The organism is Pseudomonas mohnii, assembly GCF_900105115.1.
In the GTDB taxonomy this organism is placed as follows: domain Bacteria; phylum Pseudomonadota; class Gammaproteobacteria; order Pseudomonadales; family Pseudomonadaceae; genus Aquipseudomonas; species Aquipseudomonas mohnii.
Genome location: NZ_FNRV01000001.1, coordinates 2,951,604 through 2,966,334 on the forward strand (window position 1 = coordinate 2,951,604; position 14,731 = coordinate 2,966,334).

Below are 14,731 nucleotides of genomic sequence, written 5' to 3' on the forward strand. Positions count from 1 at the left end.
CCACCTCCAATGATCCTCGCCGACTTCACGAGCAAGCCCCCTGAAGTCACTCCTGCGAGGAACGCGCAATGAAACAATGGAAAGTCAAAACCCATCTCCTGTTGCTGGCCGGCATCCTGCTGAGCAGCGTGACCGGCATCGGCGCACTGGGCCTGTACGGCATGCGCGCTACGGTCCAGGGACTGGAAACGGTTTACCTCGACCGGGTCATCCCGCAACAGGACCTGAAGAAAATTTCCGAGCTGTATTCCGTCCAGATCGTCGATGCCATCCACAAGGCCCGCGATGGCATCCACAGTGGCGTCGAGGCGGCGCAACAGATACGCCAGGCAATGCTTGAGATCGATCCACTCTGGCGCACCTACCTGTCGACCCGCCTGATTGATGAAGAGGTGCGACTGATCAACGAAATCACGCCGCTGATGCAGGCCACCGAAGCGCCGCTCCAGCGATTGCAGGCGGTCTTGAACCGCAACGACGCCTCCAGTCAGCGCCTGGAGGATTTCGCCGCACACCAGCTGTACCCCTTGATCGACCCGCTGACCTCACTGTTTTCGCAACTGACGGATGCTCAACTGAAAGAAGCTCGCCAACAGTTCGAACTCAGCGAGGCACTTTACGAGATCAACATCAGGCTGATGGCCGGGGTCCTGGCCTTCGCACTGTTGTGTGGCAGCCTTTATGCGCTGCTGTTCGGTGCCAGACTGGCGCGATACCTGGGCGCCGAGCCCCACGAACTGGCCAATATCAGCACACGGATTGCCCAGGGCATGCTCGGCGATCCGGCGATCGGCAACGCGAGCCCCACAGGTGTCATGCAATCGGTCGAGGCCATGCGGCGCAGCCTGGCCAGCATGATCGGCAAGGTACGCGAGGCCTCGCGGTACATCGAGTCCTCGACCCTGAACCTGAGCATTTCGTCCGAGCAAGGCCTGAAGCAGGCCGCCGAGCAAAATGGCGCGACCTCTTCCATTGCCGCCGCGGCAGAGCAGATGTCAGCCAACATCACGCACATCGCCGAAAACGCCGCCCGGGCGCACGACACCACACAAAAGGCCGAGCAGATCACCGCCCTGGGCATTGCCAGCATGGACCGCTCTATCATCGAGATGCAGCAGATCGCCCAACTGGTGACCCAGACGTCGAGTGAAATCGACCAATTGACCCAGCACTCCAACGCCATCGGGAACATTGTCGACGTGATCCACAGCATTGCCGAACAGACCAACCTGCTCGCCCTCAATGCCGCCATCGAGGCGTCGCGGGCCGGCGAGCAAGGTCGCGGGTTTGCCGTGGTGGCCGACGAGGTGCGGGAGCTGGCGACCCGCACGACCCGTTCCACCGCCGAGATTGTGGTGCTGGTGAGCACCATTCAAAGCGGCATGCGAAAAGCCAGCAGCAGCATGAACACGGGCCGCGAGCGGGTGCTTCAGGGCCAGCAGCTGATCGACAGCGCGGGCGCGTCGATGAATGACGTCAAGGCCGTGCTCGATGCGTCACTCAACGCCGTCAGCCAGATTTCCCATGCCTTGCAGGAACAACGCGAAGCCAGCGAAGACGTGGCACGCAATGTGGAAACCGTGGCGCAGCGGGTCGAGGAGAATGTCGTGGCGCAACAGGACGTGGTGAAAACCATCCAGGCGCTGAAAAGGATGTCGAGTGAACTGGAGGCAACCGTTCGAGGCTTTACCCTCGAACGGGAGTAATCGGGATCAGCCGCGCGAGGTGAGTTCGATCACGCAGCACAAACCCTTGATGGTGACGTCCAGCAACCCGTCATTGGCCTCCAGCTGCAGGCAATCATGGAGCCCCAATGGCTGGACGCGGTGATCGACCGATACGTCAGATTGCTCGCTCACGCTGAACACCAGCAGTGTGCTGGCCTCGCTGAAAAACCGCTGCTCGCCGGCCAGCCACTGCAACCGTGCACGGTAGCGCTGCGGCGCATAGATCAGGTTGAAATCGCGGATCGCTCCACCGAGCAGCGCGCAGGTAACTTTGCTCTCGCCACTGAAGGCAAACGGGTCGAGCGGTAACAGCGGTCGCGTGTTCTGGCCGTCCACCGACAACGTCATGCCGTCGCCCTGCAACACGGTGATGATCCGCTCGTAACCGGCGAAAGTTGAGAAACCGCCCGACTCACCGATGTCGGCAATCGACAGGCGCCAGCCGAAGCCGTCCAGGCCGGTGCCGGCATCGCGGCTGATTTCTTCAGTGCTGCCGCCGCCGTTTTTCCAGGGCATGCGCGGATAGTCTTTGGCGCGTAAAACTTTCAACTCGTTCATTTATGAAACCGGCCTTCCAGACGATGACGGGAACCAGGGTGGATCAAACGGGCGGCGGTCACCGGCTGACGGCCGGACCAGGTGCGGCGACGAATCAGCAGGCACGGCTCGCCTTTTTCAATCTGCAGCAATTTGCATTCGGACGGCTCAGCCAGAATGGCCTCGACCACGTGCTCGCCTTCGGTCAGCGGCGCGACCTGGTTGAGGTAGGCGTAAGGCGTTTGCAGGGTGAAGTCCTGCTTGAGGTAATCCGGCGCCACCAGCGCATTGACGAAACGGTCTTCGATTTGCACCGGAATATCGTTCTCGAAATGCACGATCAACGAATGGAAGACTTTCTGCCCTTCGCGCATGTCGAGGGCCAGGGCGCGTTCCGAGCCGGCGGCCTCTTCTTCCAGGGTGATGACCTTGCACGTGTGGCGATGGCCTCGGGAAGCGATTTCATCGGCAATGTTGTGCACTTCAAACAGCGCGGACTGGCTTTTCGGCTCGGCGACGAACGTGCCGACGCCTTGCATGCGCACCAACAGACCGTCAGCGGTCATCTCGCGCAGGGCGCGGTTGATGGTCATGCGGCTGAAGCCCAACTGATTGACCAGCTCGCTTTCCGACGGAACGCGGTAGTGCGGCGGCCAGTTTCCACTGTCGATTTGCTGGGTAATCATTTGTTTGACGCGGGCGTACAAGGGCGCCGGACTGTCGCCCATGTTCGCGGCCAACGGAGAGACTGGAGGCGGAGTCGGCACGGTTAATCCTTGTTCGTTTGAATAGGGTTGCTAGCTTGCCGGAGTTTACCGGGCAGGCAAACGTCTGTATATGTATATACAAATAACACACGATGGGGTGCTGAACCATGTCCGCCTTCTTTGCCGAACGCGCGCTGTTGCCTAGTGGATGGGCCAACAATGTACGTCTTGAGGTCAGCGCCGATGGCGTCTTGACCCAAATCCAGGCCGATTCCCACGCAGAGGGCGCCGAACGGCTGAGCGGTCCGCTCTTGCCCGGCATGCCGAACCTGCACTCTCACGCCTTCCAGCGGGCCATGGCCGGGCTGGCGGAAGTGGCGGGGAATCCGAACGACAGTTTCTGGACCTGGCGCGACTTGATGTATCGCCTCGTCGGAAAAATCAGCCCGGAACAACTCGGCGTCATCGCCCGTCAGCTGTACATCGAAATGCTCAAGGCCGGGTACACCTCGGTGGCGGAATTTCATTACGTCCACCACGACAACAACGGCCAGCCTTACGCCGACCCGGCCGAACTGGCCCTGCGTATCAGCCAGGCCGCCCGTTCCGCCGGTATCGGTTTGACCCTGCTGCCGGTGCTCTACAGCCACTCCGGCTTCGGTGGCCAGACGCCGAACGAGGGCCAGCGCCGCTTCATCAACAGCACCGACAGCTACCTCAAGCTGCAATCGCGCCTGCAGCCGATTCTGGCGCAGCAACCGGCCCAGTCGCTGGGCCTGTGTTTCCACTCGCTGCGCGCGGTGACACCGCAGCAGATCAGCGAAGTGCTGGCCGCCAGCGACAAGCAGTGCCCGGTGCACATCCACATCGCCGAACAGCAAAAAGAAGTCGACGACTGCCTGACCTGGAGCGGTCGCCGCCCGCTGCAATGGCTGTACGAAAATACCGAAGTCGATCAGCGCTGGTGCCTGGTCCACGCCACCCACGCCAACACGGAAGAAGTCACGCTGATGGCCAAGAGTCGCGCCATTGCCGGCCTGTGCCTGACCACCGAAGCCAACCTGGGCGACGGGATTTTCCCGGCGGTGGACTTCCTCGCACAAGGCGGACGCCTGGGCATCGGTTCCGACAGCCATGTGTCATTGAGCGTGGTGGAAGAATTGCGTTGGCTGGAATACGGCCAGCGTCTGCGCGATCAACGGCGCAATCGCTTGTATGGCGCGGATCAGCCCATGGTCGGGCGCACCCTGTATGACGCGGCGCTGGATGGCGGCGCTCAGGCGCTGGGACAACCGATCGGTGCGCTGGAAGTGGGCAAGCGTGCGGATTGGCTGGTGCTGGACGGCAACGATCCGTACCTGGCAACGGCCAGTGGCGACGGGATTCTGAACCGATGGTTGTTTGCCGGTGGCGACCGTCAGGTGCGGGACGTGCTGGTGAACGGTCAGTGGGTCGTGCGCGACGGGCGTCATGCCGGGGAAGAGGAAAGCAACCGTGCCTTCACCCAGGTGCTGCGCGAACTTCTGAACTGACACAAAAACCTGTGGTTGCGAGCTTGCTCGTGATGGTGTGTCAGTCGACATCTTGTGTCTGATACTCCATCGCGAGCAGGCTCGCTCCTACAGGGTCATGTGCTATTAGTTCGAGGTCTTGGCCATCTGCGTGTCCGACGCTCGCCAGATCAGCCGCGTGGTGTCGTATCCCTGCTGACGCGCCTTGCTCAGCAGTTCTTCACGCACCACACCATTGACGGTCGGCGTGCGCGACAGCAGCCACAGGTAACGTCGGCTCGGGTCGCCGACGATCGCGGTCTTGTAGTCATCGCTGACGTACAACACCCAGTACTCGCCCTTCGCCACACCCGGAATCAGCCTCGAAAACCAGGTATCGAACTCGACCCACAATTTGTCGGTCTTGCCCGGCACCTGTGGATAAGCCGTGCCCTTGACCTCTTCCCATTGCCATTGCGCTGTCAGACAGCGGTTCAGCACCGCCACGTTGCCATCCGGCTTGAGCGTGTAGTGGGCTTCGGATTGCGCACAGTCGCGCTGGAAATACATCGGCAGACGTGCCAACTCGTACCAGGTGCCCTGGTAACGCTTGAGGTTGACGCTGTTGGCGGTCTTGGGCGCCAACGGATCCTGGCCAGAAGTGGCACAGCCGGCCAATACCAGGCCGGCAAAAAGCATTATCAACAACCGCTTCATTGTTTTTCTCCCGTGGGCACGTAGCCCCGGTTTACTTCAGGCCTTGGCCGGAAAACATCAGCACTTTGTCACCGGCATACTGCACGCTGATAAAGCTGTTCTTGTCACCCCAGGTGCAACTGGACATGCCCAGCGCGCCAGAGCAGTCGGCCGGCTTGCCCAACAAGACTTCTACGTCGGCCTTGGACATGCCGGCAGAGAGCTTCGAGTAGTTTTCCTGATTGACCTTGCTGCACGCAGCCAACAGCACGCAGAACGAAAGCAAGGCAATGGATCGCAGCGACATGGTGTAACTCCAGGGGTGAAGGGGATTGGCATGGCAGCCAAACTGAACCTTAGAAGAGAAAACCCCTGTCTGGTTCCCTGGCCGAGCGCCTATTTATTGGGCCGCTCGTCCGCCTATTGCCGAAGATTCAGCCACTTCGCCTGGCTCTTGAGCATTTCGTCGGGTTTCGCAAAAAAGCGTCTAATCTTTGGCGCCACTCTGTCGACATAAAAGGCAGCGCAAAGCCCACGACCGTGGCGCTTGCCCCCACCTTTGTTGTCCTGTCTTTCCGCGGTAGTTCATTTAATGACCAGAAACATGAAGTTCAGCCACAAGATTTTGTTGGCTGCTGCCCTCGTGGTGGCCGTTGCATTCGCTTGTTTCATCCTGTTCAACGACTATCGCCAGCGTCAAACGCTGCATAACAGCACCGAAGCCTCGATGCAGGAACTCGGCAGCCTGACCACCCGTAATATTCAGACCTGGCTGGAAAGCCGCATACAGTTGCTGCAATCGATGGCCCAACAGGTCAGCGCCGATGGCAGCGCCCCCGCCAGCCTGAAACGCATCATCGACTTGCCCGCCTACACCGGCAACTTCCAGCTGAGTTACTTCGGCGGTGCCGACGGCGTCATGTTCTCGGTCCCGACCGGTAACCGTGCGGCGGACTACGATCCGCGCGCCCGTGGCTGGTACAAGGCGGCCACCGGCGCGCAGCAGACCATCGTCACCGAACCGTATATCTCCGCCTCGTCGGGCAAACTGGTGATCACCGTCGCGACCCCGGTACAACGCCAGGGCCAGATGATCGGCGTCGCCGGCGCCGACATCGACCTGTCCAGCATCAGTGCAATCATCAACTCGCTGAACTTCGGCGGTCACGGTCATGCCTTCATTGTCAGCGCCGACGGCAAGATCCTGATCCATCCGGACAGCAAACTGGTGCTCAAAAACCTGGCCGATGCCTACCCCAACGGTGTGCCGAAAGTCAGCCCGGGCCTGAAAGAAATCGAGGTCGACGCAAAGAAACAGTTCATCTCGTTCACCCACGTCAACGGCGTGCCTTCAGCCGATTGGTATGTGGCGCTGGTGCTGGACCAGGACACCGCGTTCTCGATGCTCAGCGAATTCCGCACCTCGGCGCTCATCGCCATGGTGATTGCCGTGGTGATCATCATCGCGTTGCTGAGCATGCTGATCAGTTTCCTGATGCAGCCGTTGCTGGCCATGGGTCGCGCCATGCATGACATCGCCGAAGGCGAAGGGGATCTGACCAAACGCCTGACCATTCACGGTCACGACGAATTCGGCGCGCTGGGGCTGTCATTCAACCGCTTTGTCGAACGCATTCACACCTCGATCATTGAAGTGTCCTCGGCCACCGGCCAGGTCAACGAAGTGGCGCTGCGTGTGGTGGCCGCCTCGAACTCGTCGATGTTCAACTCCGACCAGCAGGCCTCGCGTACCAGCAGCGTCGCTGCGGCGATCAACCAGCTCGGCGCCGCCGCCCAGGAAATCGCCCAGAACGCTGCCCTCGCCTCCCAGCATTCGAGCGATGCCCGTAGCCTGGCCGAAGACGGTCAGCAGGTGGTGGACAAAACCATCAGCGCGATGCAGCAGCTCTCGGCGAAGATCAGCGATTCGTGCGGCAACATCGAGACGCTCAACAGCAACACCGTCAACATCGGGCAGATTCTGGACGTGATCACCAGTATCTCCCAGCAGACCAACCTGCTGGCGCTGAACGCTGCCATTGAAGCGGCGCGTGCCGGTGAAGCCGGACGCGGGTTTGCAGTGGTGGCCGATGAGGTGCGCAACCTCGCCCACCGCACTCAGGATTCGGCACAGCAAGTGCAGAAGATGATCGAAGAACTGCAGGTCGGCGCGCGGGAAGCGGTCACCATCATGACCGACAGTCAGCGCCAGAGCGAAAGCAGTGTCGGCATCGCCAACCAGGCCGGAGAACGCCTGGGCAGCGTGACCCAGCGCATCGGCGAAATCGACGGCATGAACCAGTCGGTCGCCACCGCGACCGAAGAACAGACAGCCGTGGTGGAATCGATCAACGTCGACATCACCGAGATCAACACGCTGAACCAGGAAGGTGTGGAGAACCTGCAGGCGACTTTGCGCGCGTGTTCAGACCTGGAACAGCAGGCGGCGCGATTGAAGCACCTGGTGGGTAGTTTCAGAATCTGAGGTGCTGCTACCGGCACAATCGCTAGCAGGCTAGCTCCCACAGGGGATTTGCGCGCGTGTTCAGATCTGGAGCAGCAGGCGGTGCGATTGAAGCATCTGGTGGGTAGTTTCAGAATCTGAGGTGCTGCTACCGGCACAATCGCTAGCAGGCTAGCTCCCACAGGGGATTTGTGAGCGCCACAGATCAAATGTGGGAGCCAGCCTGCTGGCGATGGAAGCCGCCGCCCCAAAAAGCTAGAACCGTGACCCCGGCTTCGACAGAAACGCCAACTCCTCAGCCGTAGACGCCCGCCCCAACACCGCATTGCGATGGGGAAACCGTCCAAACTGCGCAATCACTTTCTGATGCTTTTCGGCGTAATCCAGATAGTCGGCAAACAGCGCCCGATCGACGTCCGGCTGTTGCGCCACCAGTTCGATGTAACGCGAGACACCTTCGTTCTGTACCGCCAGATGTTCGCTGTGTTCGAACACCAGGTAGATGAACACCCGCTGAATGGGGCGCAACTGGCGATCGAAGTCCGCAGCCATGCCTTGCGCTACCAGCGCCTGAGCCCTGGTGTCGCCGGAAAAAGCCTTGGGGGAGTCGCGAAAGATCATTCGCGGGAGTTGATCGAGTAGCAGCACCAGAGCCAGCCAACCTTCGGGGCATTGCGCCCAATCGGTCAAACCGCCGGTCAGCGCCTGCTCGACCTGGCCCCCGAAACGCGTGCGCGCTTCGAGGTCCTGGCTGTCACGCTTGCCGAACCATAACGTGCCCTTGTCAGCCGCCACCTCCCTGGAAGATTCGGCTTTACCGAACCACCATTCGAGCAACGGCTGCCAGGGCGCGTTCATGGTTTATTCCTTGTGGTAACCCGTGACACGTGCAACTTCTTCTTTCGAGCCGAGGAACACCGCAACACGCTGGTGCAGGCCGTCAGGCTTGATGTCGAGGATGCGCTGGTGGCCGTCGGTGGACGCGCCGCCCGCCTGTTCCACCAGGAACGACATCGGGTTGGCTTCGTACATCAGGCGCAGTTTGCCCGGCTTCGATGGCTCGCGGCTGTCGCGTGGGTACATGAACAGACCGCCACGGGTCAGGATGCGGTGCACGTCAGCCACCATCGCGGCGACCCAGCGCATGTTGTAGTTCTTTTTCAGCGGGCCTTCTTCGCCCGCCAGCAATTCGCTGACGTAGCGTTGCACCGGGGCTTCCCAGTGACGCTGGTTGGACATGTTGATGGCGAATTCCTGGGTGGTTTCAGGAATGGTGATGTCTTCGTGGGTGAGTACGAAGCTGCCCATTTCGCGGTCCAGGGTGAAACCTTTGACGCCGTCGCCCAGGGTCAACACCAGCATGGTCTGCGGACCGTAGATGGCATAACCGGCGGCTACTTGCTGGGTGCCTGGCTGCAGGAAGGCCTTTTCGTTCAGGGCTTCGTTCTGGCTCAGGTATTCGCTCGGGCAGCGCAGCACCGAGAAGATGGTACCGACCGGTGCGTTGATGTCGATGTTCGACGAACCGTCCAGCGGGTCGAAAACCAGCAGGTAGGCGCCTTTCGGGTATTTGCCCGGGATCTGGTAAGCATTGTCCATTTCTTCGGACGCCATGCCAGCCAGGTGACCGCCCCATTCGTTGGCTTCCAGCAGGATCTCGTTGGACAGAACGTCGAGCTTCTTCTGCACTTCGCCCTGGACGTTTTCAGTGCCCATGCTGCCCAGAACGCCGCCCAGGGCGCCTTTGGAAACGGCGTGGCTGATCTCCTTGCAGGCACGCGCCACCACTTCGATCAGGAAGCGCAGATCGGCAGGAGTGTTGTTGCTACGGGTCTGCTCAATCAAATAGCGACTCAAGGTAACGCGGGACATGGAAGGCTCCGGAGGAATGGGGGGCTAAAAACCCGCGCAGTTTAACGCGAGTCGGGGCGCATTTCCTCCTATCAGACGTGATCGACCGAAGAGAGTTCATGCGCGGGGTTCAGCGTAGTTGGAAATGGTCCGGGTGTGAGCCGAAAAGTAGCGGTCATTTCAGCCTTTCCATTGACTGATCGACCGCTATCGCGGGCAAGCCCGCTCCCACGGGTACTGCGCTTTCTTGTGGGAGCGAGCCTGCTCGCGATGGGGTGCGAAGCACCCGAGTTCAGGATTTGGCGGGCGGTTTGCGCAGCAGACTGAACGCCATCGCCGCCAGGAACAGCACGCTCAGCAACAAAACGGCCCACAGGCCGAATTTCTTCCAGTCAGTGCCTGTGGACGCCTGCACCGGCGAGGCAACCGGCGTAACCACACCCCCACCCTCGACCGAAGCCTTGCCCAGCGTCGCCAGTTTCGCAGCGCTGTAATCCGGAATCAGCGTCGACAACGGCAAGTTAGCGGCCTTCACCGTGGAACTTCCCAGCGCCAGGGTATAAGGCCCCGGCCCGCGAGCCAGGAACACCAATTGCGTGGCGCGCACGGCGTACTTGACCATCGGAGCCTGAGCACCCAGACCGCCGCCGCGCTCGTCCACGGTCAGTTTCAACTGCTGGACCGTTTGCCCCGGCAGCTGTAGCTCGTTCTGCACCACATCCTGGCCGTTCTGCGTCAGGCGATAGAGCAAAGCGCTGCTCATCGGTTGCCATGGCAGGCTGCTGTCCCGACGCCCGTCCAAGGTCACTGGCGCCAGGCTGTTGGGCTGGCTCAACTCGACCTGCACCCGCTCGACGTTCAGCCCCATCGGCAACTGCCAGGTGTATTCACCGGCCTTCACGCTGCTGCCGGCCAACGCTGGCGACCAGACCAACGGCAGCGGCAGGCGGCGGGAGCTGGCGCTTTCCAGTTGCGCCGACGTGAGGGTCGGTGCCGAGTACGGGGTGTCCCACAGCAAGCGCAGATAGCGCGCCGACAGTCCTGGCAGACCGACCTCGTGTTGTTCGACCCGCTCATCGGCAAAGGTCAGCCGCGCCACCTGTCCTTCGCCCCAGGACTGCCAATGCTGCAAATCGTCGCTGGCCTCGATGCTGAAACGTTGAAAACCATCGCGCTCACTGGTCCAGTCGAGAATCAGCTGCTGCAACGGCGCCTTGATGGCACTGGCGTCGAGCAACCAGCCACGCAACGCTTCTTCGCCGGCCTCCAGCTGACTGGAGGGCTGCACCTCGACCAGGGTGCCATTGGCGCTCGACTGCACCCGCACGCTTGGCGCGTGTTCGGTGGCGTCCATCGAGTTGTACAGCGGGAACCATTTCACGTCGGTCAGCCTGCGGTTGTCAGCGGTTTGCGCGGTTTCCCGGGCCAGGGCGTAGGCCTGTGCATCACCCGCCGCGTCGAACACACGTACATCGCTCAGGTCGGTCTGCCGTGCATTCAGTTGCACGACCATGGGCAAATCGAGGCGATACCACGGGCCTTCGCCACTGACGGACAACGGCACCTGCGTGGCGAAGTCCGCCGGTTTGTCCTGGGCAACAGCGGCCATGGCCATTCCCATTGCAACTGCGCCCAACCAGCCCAGGTTCAGCTTATGACTCAAGACGACACTCCTTCGGATTCCGGGGCCGGTTTTTCAGCTTCCGGCACAGGCTCGGCGCGCTTGGGCGGCAACGGGGCGAAATAGCCCACCACCAGCAGCAATACACCAACGCCGATAAACGAAACGATCCGCGCCAGACCGCCGCGGTTACTCAACTCAACAAAGAACAGCTTGGCCACCACCACGCCGATCAGCGCCGCACCGATCAACCAGACTTCGCGACGGTGGCGCAAATGGCCACCAATCATCAGCCCCAAGGCCATCAAGGTCCAGACGATCGACAGGCCGGCCTGCACCAACATGGATTCGAGCAACGCATCCAGCTCGAACGCTACACCGCCCCAATGGTGCGCGGTACGCATCACCAGCGCAGTGAAGAACGCGAACAACGAGACACCGGCGATCAGTTGCGTGGCGCAAGCGGCGTAAACGCTGCCGATAACCCGTTGTGTCACCGCGCTGCGGGACCAGGCGTAGACACCGGACAGCGCAAACAACAAACCCAATTCGAGCGGGTTGATCAACGGCACGTACGGCAGCGGTTCGGCGGTGCCGTCACTGACGATATTGGCCAGCCAGAACCAGCCCAGCATCAGCAAGGCCAACGGCGCGGCGGCATACACGCGGTACTCGCGGGGATAAGCCGAAACCGGCCAAGGCCATGCACGCGCAGCGGCCATCAGCACCAGATACAGGCTCGGCAGGATCGCCCAACCCAACCAGCGCCAAGCGTTGTACTGCTCGGACAACAGCAGCAGGCCATAGCGCAGTTCCAGGGCCAGCACACCGATCAACAGCCAGCAGCCGAGTACGTGGGCGGCACTCAGCGCCCGCCCCGGCAGCATCGGAGCCAAACGTCGCAACGCGATGAAGTGCACGACAAACACGCCCAACCACGCCAGCCATCCGACATTGGCCGCCGGGTGATAACGCCCATGCCAGGCGCCGAGCAACACCAGGCCAGCCGCCGGAATCAGCAACGTGCAGAGTAAACCCAGCGACGGCCATTTCAGGCGCAGCGTCAGCCACCCCCATAGCGCAACGCTTAGCGCGGCAACGGCGAGCAGCAAAGTCGCTTGCAGATTCAGCGGGGCAAAACGCAGTACTTCACTGATCCACGCCAGCGCCCACCAGCCCGCGCCCCACACCAGCAACACATCGGACAAACGCTGCAAGTTCAGCACAGCGAACGCCGTGTCATGGTTGCCGAGCTGCAAACGCCAGGCCCCGACCAGTGCAGCCAACCCCAAGACCAGCGGCGTCCAGAAACCGCCATGGGCCAAGGGGCGCAAACCTTCACTGGTCAACGGCCCGAGCAACTCCGGCCCGGCCATCAGGAAGGCCGCGCCGCCAATCACCTGCAACACCAGGCCAAAGGCAAAACTCACCCGCTGCTTCAGGTACAGGCTCAGCCAGATGATCAACAAACCACTGGCCGCCCACACCGCACTCGCCGTTTGCCATGGCAGGACAAACAACACCGCGAGGTTGATCAGCATCAGACCGGCCAATAACACCACCGACAATCCGCGCAGCAGTCGCACATCGCTGCGTACCCTGTCATCACGCGCCGCCAACAGCATGCCGACGATCAACGCCAAGCCGATCAAGGATGCACTGAGCAATCCGTTCCAACCGGCGCTCAACACCGCGCCAGACTCGTCGCCGGCGCCTTGCAGGCGCAACAGGAACAGCGCGCCGCCCAACAACTGCACGGCAAACGCAGTGAACAGGAAGGTGCGCGATTGCAGGCGCAAGCCGACGAACAGGGTCGCCAGCCCCGCCAGCGCCCAACTGATCGCCGTGCCATGGGTGAAGAAGAACAGCGGCGCCAGCAGATAGAGAAACGTCAGGCCGAGGCAAGCCAGCACCGGCAGGCCCTGTCGTTCCCAATTCGAGACCTGTTCAGGCAAGGCTTTGTGTAGTTGATAAAAACTGAACAGCAGCGCGGCGCCGAGCATCAATGCCCCCAGCGGCGCGCCGTCCAGCAAGCTGCTCTCGCCGCCGCGCAACTCGCTCAGAAACGCCAGCGCCGCCCCCAATTGCAGGAACAACGCAAACGCGCGGGCCAGCGGTCGTTGCTGACGCAAGCCAAGCCAGAAAATACCCGCCCCCTCCACCGCCCATGCCGCGGATGTCCACCGCGCATCGAGCCCCAGTGGAATCGCCAGACTGGCGAAGATCACGCCCAGCGCCAGGCAGGTTTCCGCCAGCAGTAGCGCCCGGCCCCCCATCAATGCCCGCGCCAGCCCCATGTAGATCATGCCCAGTGCCAAGGCACTGAACGCAGCGGCGAACTCCAGGTGCTGCACCAAGGCGAACTGCAATCCGAAACCCACCAATGGCGGGCCGAACAGCATCGTGCCATCGACGTAATCGCCTTTGCGCGCCGACCAGTGCAGCAGCGCTTCACGGCTGTCATCCTCGGGCGCGTCGCTCATCTCCAGCAGCTTTCGTCGGGCAAACAACAGGCCGATGGCCAGGTACATCAGGAAGAACAGAATCAGAAACGGCTGGGTGCTCCACAGCAACTCTGGCGTATAGGAACGCAGCCCCCAGGCGAAGCCGATACCGAAGGTGCCGACAAAGCCGATCAGGTTCAGCAGGCGCCAGGCCTTGAACCACGCGATGGCGAGGATGCCGGCATTGAGTAGCGCGAAGTAGCTGAACAAAGCGACGTGATTGCCGGCACCGGTAGAGGTCAGGATCGGCGCGGCGAACCCACCCAGCGCGGCGGCAGCGGCCAGCCCCAAGGCATCCTGGGTAATGGCCAGAATCGCTGAAAACACCGTCACCGCCACCAGCAACCCCAGCGCCGCCGAGGGTTCGAGCAACGGGTGCAGACGCATCGCCGCAAACACCGTCAAGTACAACACCGCGATACCGGTGCCTTGCAGCATTAACGCGTAATGGTTGTTGCGTGTTCGCAGCCACCAACCCAACCCAAGCAGACCGAGTGCCACCGCCGCGACTGCGGCGTAACGCAACTCGATCGGCACCACCATGCCTTCAGTGGCGTAACGCAGCAGGAAGGCCAGACCGAGGAATAACAGCACGACGCCGACCCGCAGCACGGTGTTGCCGCCGAACAGCCACGCACGGGCACCGCTGATCGCGCGCTCGATGAAATTGGGGCCGCGAGGAATGGCAGGGGATTGTGCCTCGCGGGCAACCGGCTCCGGTTTCCACGCATCGACCGGTGACGGACGACTGGCTTCGGTGGCCGCAGCAGCGACGGGTTCGAGTTCGGGCGGCAGCTCCCAGATCAATTCCGGGGTTTCGGCCGGGGCTTGCGCACCAACGAGGTCCGGGACGGGAACAGTTTCACCCATGACCGGTTCGCGGGTTTCAGACGCTGCAACGCTGGTGACTTCCAGCACCGCGAGCCGTTGCTCGACCGCATGCAGCGCGACCTGCGCCTGCTCCAGCAAGCGACGCTGCTCGTTGGCCTGGGAACCCAATCGAGCGATGCGAATGGCCTGGCCGATGCCCAACCCGAGTAACGCGCCGAGCAGCGCATCGCTGAACGACTCATCGAGTATCCAGCCCAGCACCAGGCCAATCAGCATGAACATCCATTGCATGGTCGATATCCT

At 61.6% G+C, this 14,731-nt stretch carries 11 protein-coding genes and 1 pseudogene; 4 read left to right on the forward strand and 8 right to left on the reverse strand.

Going from position 1 to position 14,731, the window contains the following annotated elements; all coding sequences use genetic code 11:
• Positions 1-68 precede the first annotated feature (68 nt).
• Positions 69-1,706 (forward strand): methyl-accepting chemotaxis protein, encoded by a 1,638-nt coding sequence (locus BLV61_RS13620; protein ID WP_090465708.1) that lies wholly within the window; start codon positions 69-71, stop codon positions 1,704-1,706.
• A gap of 6 nt (positions 1,707-1,712) precedes the next feature.
• Here the strand turns inward: BLV61_RS13620 and BLV61_RS13625 are convergent, their stop codons facing one another.
• Together BLV61_RS13625 and hutC are read right to left on the reverse strand one after the other, a co-directional pair.
• Positions 1,713-2,285 (reverse strand): HutD/Ves family protein, encoded by a 573-nt coding sequence (locus tag BLV61_RS13625; RefSeq protein ID WP_047536382.1) that lies wholly within the window; start codon positions 2,283-2,285, stop codon positions 1,713-1,715.
• Positions 2,282-2,992 carry a histidine utilization repressor gene (gene hutC, locus BLV61_RS13630; protein WP_161793960.1) on the reverse strand — a complete coding sequence of 237 codons (711 nt, stop codon included), beginning with the start codon at positions 2,990-2,992 and terminating at the stop codon, positions 2,282-2,284. Before hutC ends, BLV61_RS13625 begins: the two co-directional genes overlap by 4 nt.
• 146 nt (positions 2,993-3,138) lie before the next feature.
• Here hutC and BLV61_RS13635 point away from each other — a divergent pair, with 146 nt between their 5' ends.
• The gene (locus tag BLV61_RS13635) at positions 3,139-4,503 is read left to right on the forward strand and encodes a formimidoylglutamate deiminase (RefSeq protein WP_090465711.1); all 1,365 of its coding nucleotides are present in this window, start codon (positions 3,139-3,141) and stop codon (positions 4,501-4,503) included.
• 105 nt (positions 4,504-4,608) lie between these two features.
• On the opposite strand, the gene BLV61_RS13640 is transcribed toward BLV61_RS13635, so the two are convergent.
• A complete protein-coding gene (locus BLV61_RS13640) occupies positions 4,609-5,178 on the reverse strand; it encodes a lipocalin family protein (protein WP_090465714.1) in 570 nt (189 codons plus the stop codon).
• A gap of 31 nt (positions 5,179-5,209) precedes the next feature.
• Positions 5,210-5,464 (reverse strand): lipoprotein, encoded by a 255-nt coding sequence (locus BLV61_RS13645; protein ID WP_047536373.1) that lies wholly within the window; start codon positions 5,462-5,464, stop codon positions 5,210-5,212.
• 297 nt (positions 5,465-5,761) lie between these two features.
• Here BLV61_RS13645 and BLV61_RS32105 point away from each other — a divergent pair.
• Both BLV61_RS32105 and BLV61_RS32110 read left to right on the forward strand, forming a co-directional pair.
• Positions 5,762-6,784: pseudogene (locus tag BLV61_RS32105) on the forward strand (HAMP domain-containing protein); the annotation flags it as partial.
• Between the two features lie 93 nt (positions 6,785-6,877).
• A complete protein-coding gene (locus BLV61_RS32110; protein ID WP_422625966.1) occupies positions 6,878-7,642 on the forward strand; it encodes a methyl-accepting chemotaxis protein in 765 nt (254 codons plus the stop codon).
• Positions 7,643-7,876: 234 nt separating this feature from the next.
• On the opposite strand, the gene BLV61_RS13655 is transcribed toward BLV61_RS32110, so the two are convergent.
• The 4 genes from BLV61_RS13655 to BLV61_RS13670 form a co-directional block, all read right to left on the reverse strand.
• On the reverse strand, positions 7,877-8,479 hold the full coding sequence (locus tag BLV61_RS13655; protein WP_090465722.1) for a DUF924 family protein: 603 nt from the start codon (positions 8,477-8,479) through the stop codon (positions 7,877-7,879).
• A gap of 3 nt (positions 8,480-8,482) precedes the next feature.
• Complete coding sequence (locus tag BLV61_RS13660) at positions 8,483-9,493, reverse strand: class 1 fructose-bisphosphatase (RefSeq protein WP_047536368.1); 1,011 nt, start codon at positions 9,491-9,493, stop codon at positions 8,483-8,485.
• Positions 9,494-9,764: 271 nt separating this feature from the next.
• Positions 9,765-11,135, reverse strand: coding sequence for a DUF3999 domain-containing protein (locus BLV61_RS13665; protein WP_090465724.1), 1,371 nt, complete (start codon positions 11,133-11,135; stop codon positions 9,765-9,767).
• On the reverse strand, positions 11,132-14,719 hold the full coding sequence (locus BLV61_RS13670; protein ID WP_090465727.1) for a DUF2339 domain-containing protein: 3,588 nt from the start codon (positions 14,717-14,719) through the stop codon (positions 11,132-11,134). The genes BLV61_RS13665 and BLV61_RS13670 overlap by 4 nt, the downstream gene beginning before the upstream one ends.
• Positions 14,720-14,731: the final 12 nt, after the last annotated feature.

Excerpts from the sequence above, each read along its gene's own strand:
- BLV61_RS13635 (WP_090465711.1), top strand. The coding sequence starts at position 3,139 with ATGTCCGCCTTCTTTGCCGAACGCGCGCTGTTGCCTAGTGGATGGGCC.
- BLV61_RS13670 (WP_090465727.1), bottom strand. The coding sequence starts at position 14,719 with ATGCAATGGATGTTCATGCTGATTGGCCTGGTGCTGGGCTGGATACTC.
- BLV61_RS32110 (WP_422625966.1), top strand. The coding sequence starts at position 6,878 with ATGTTCAACTCCGACCAGCAGGCCTCGCGTACCAGCAGCGTCGCTGCG.
- BLV61_RS13620 (WP_090465708.1), top strand. The coding sequence starts at position 69 with ATGAAACAATGGAAAGTCAAAACCCATCTCCTGTTGCTGGCCGGCATC.
- hutC (WP_161793960.1), bottom strand. The coding sequence starts at position 2,992 with ATGGGCGACAGTCCGGCGCCCTTGTACGCCCGCGTCAAACAAATGATT.
- BLV61_RS13645 (WP_047536373.1), bottom strand. The coding sequence starts at position 5,464 with ATGTCGCTGCGATCCATTGCCTTGCTTTCGTTCTGCGTGCTGTTGGCT.
- BLV61_RS13655 (WP_090465722.1), bottom strand. The coding sequence starts at position 8,479 with ATGAACGCGCCCTGGCAGCCGTTGCTCGAATGGTGGTTCGGTAAAGCC.
- BLV61_RS13625 (WP_047536382.1), bottom strand. The coding sequence starts at position 2,285 with ATGAACGAGTTGAAAGTTTTACGCGCCAAAGACTATCCGCGCATGCCC.
- BLV61_RS13660 (WP_047536368.1), bottom strand. The coding sequence starts at position 9,493 with ATGTCCCGCGTTACCTTGAGTCGCTATTTGATTGAGCAGACCCGTAGC.
- BLV61_RS13640 (WP_090465714.1), bottom strand. The coding sequence starts at position 5,178 with ATGAAGCGGTTGTTGATAATGCTTTTTGCCGGCCTGGTATTGGCCGGC.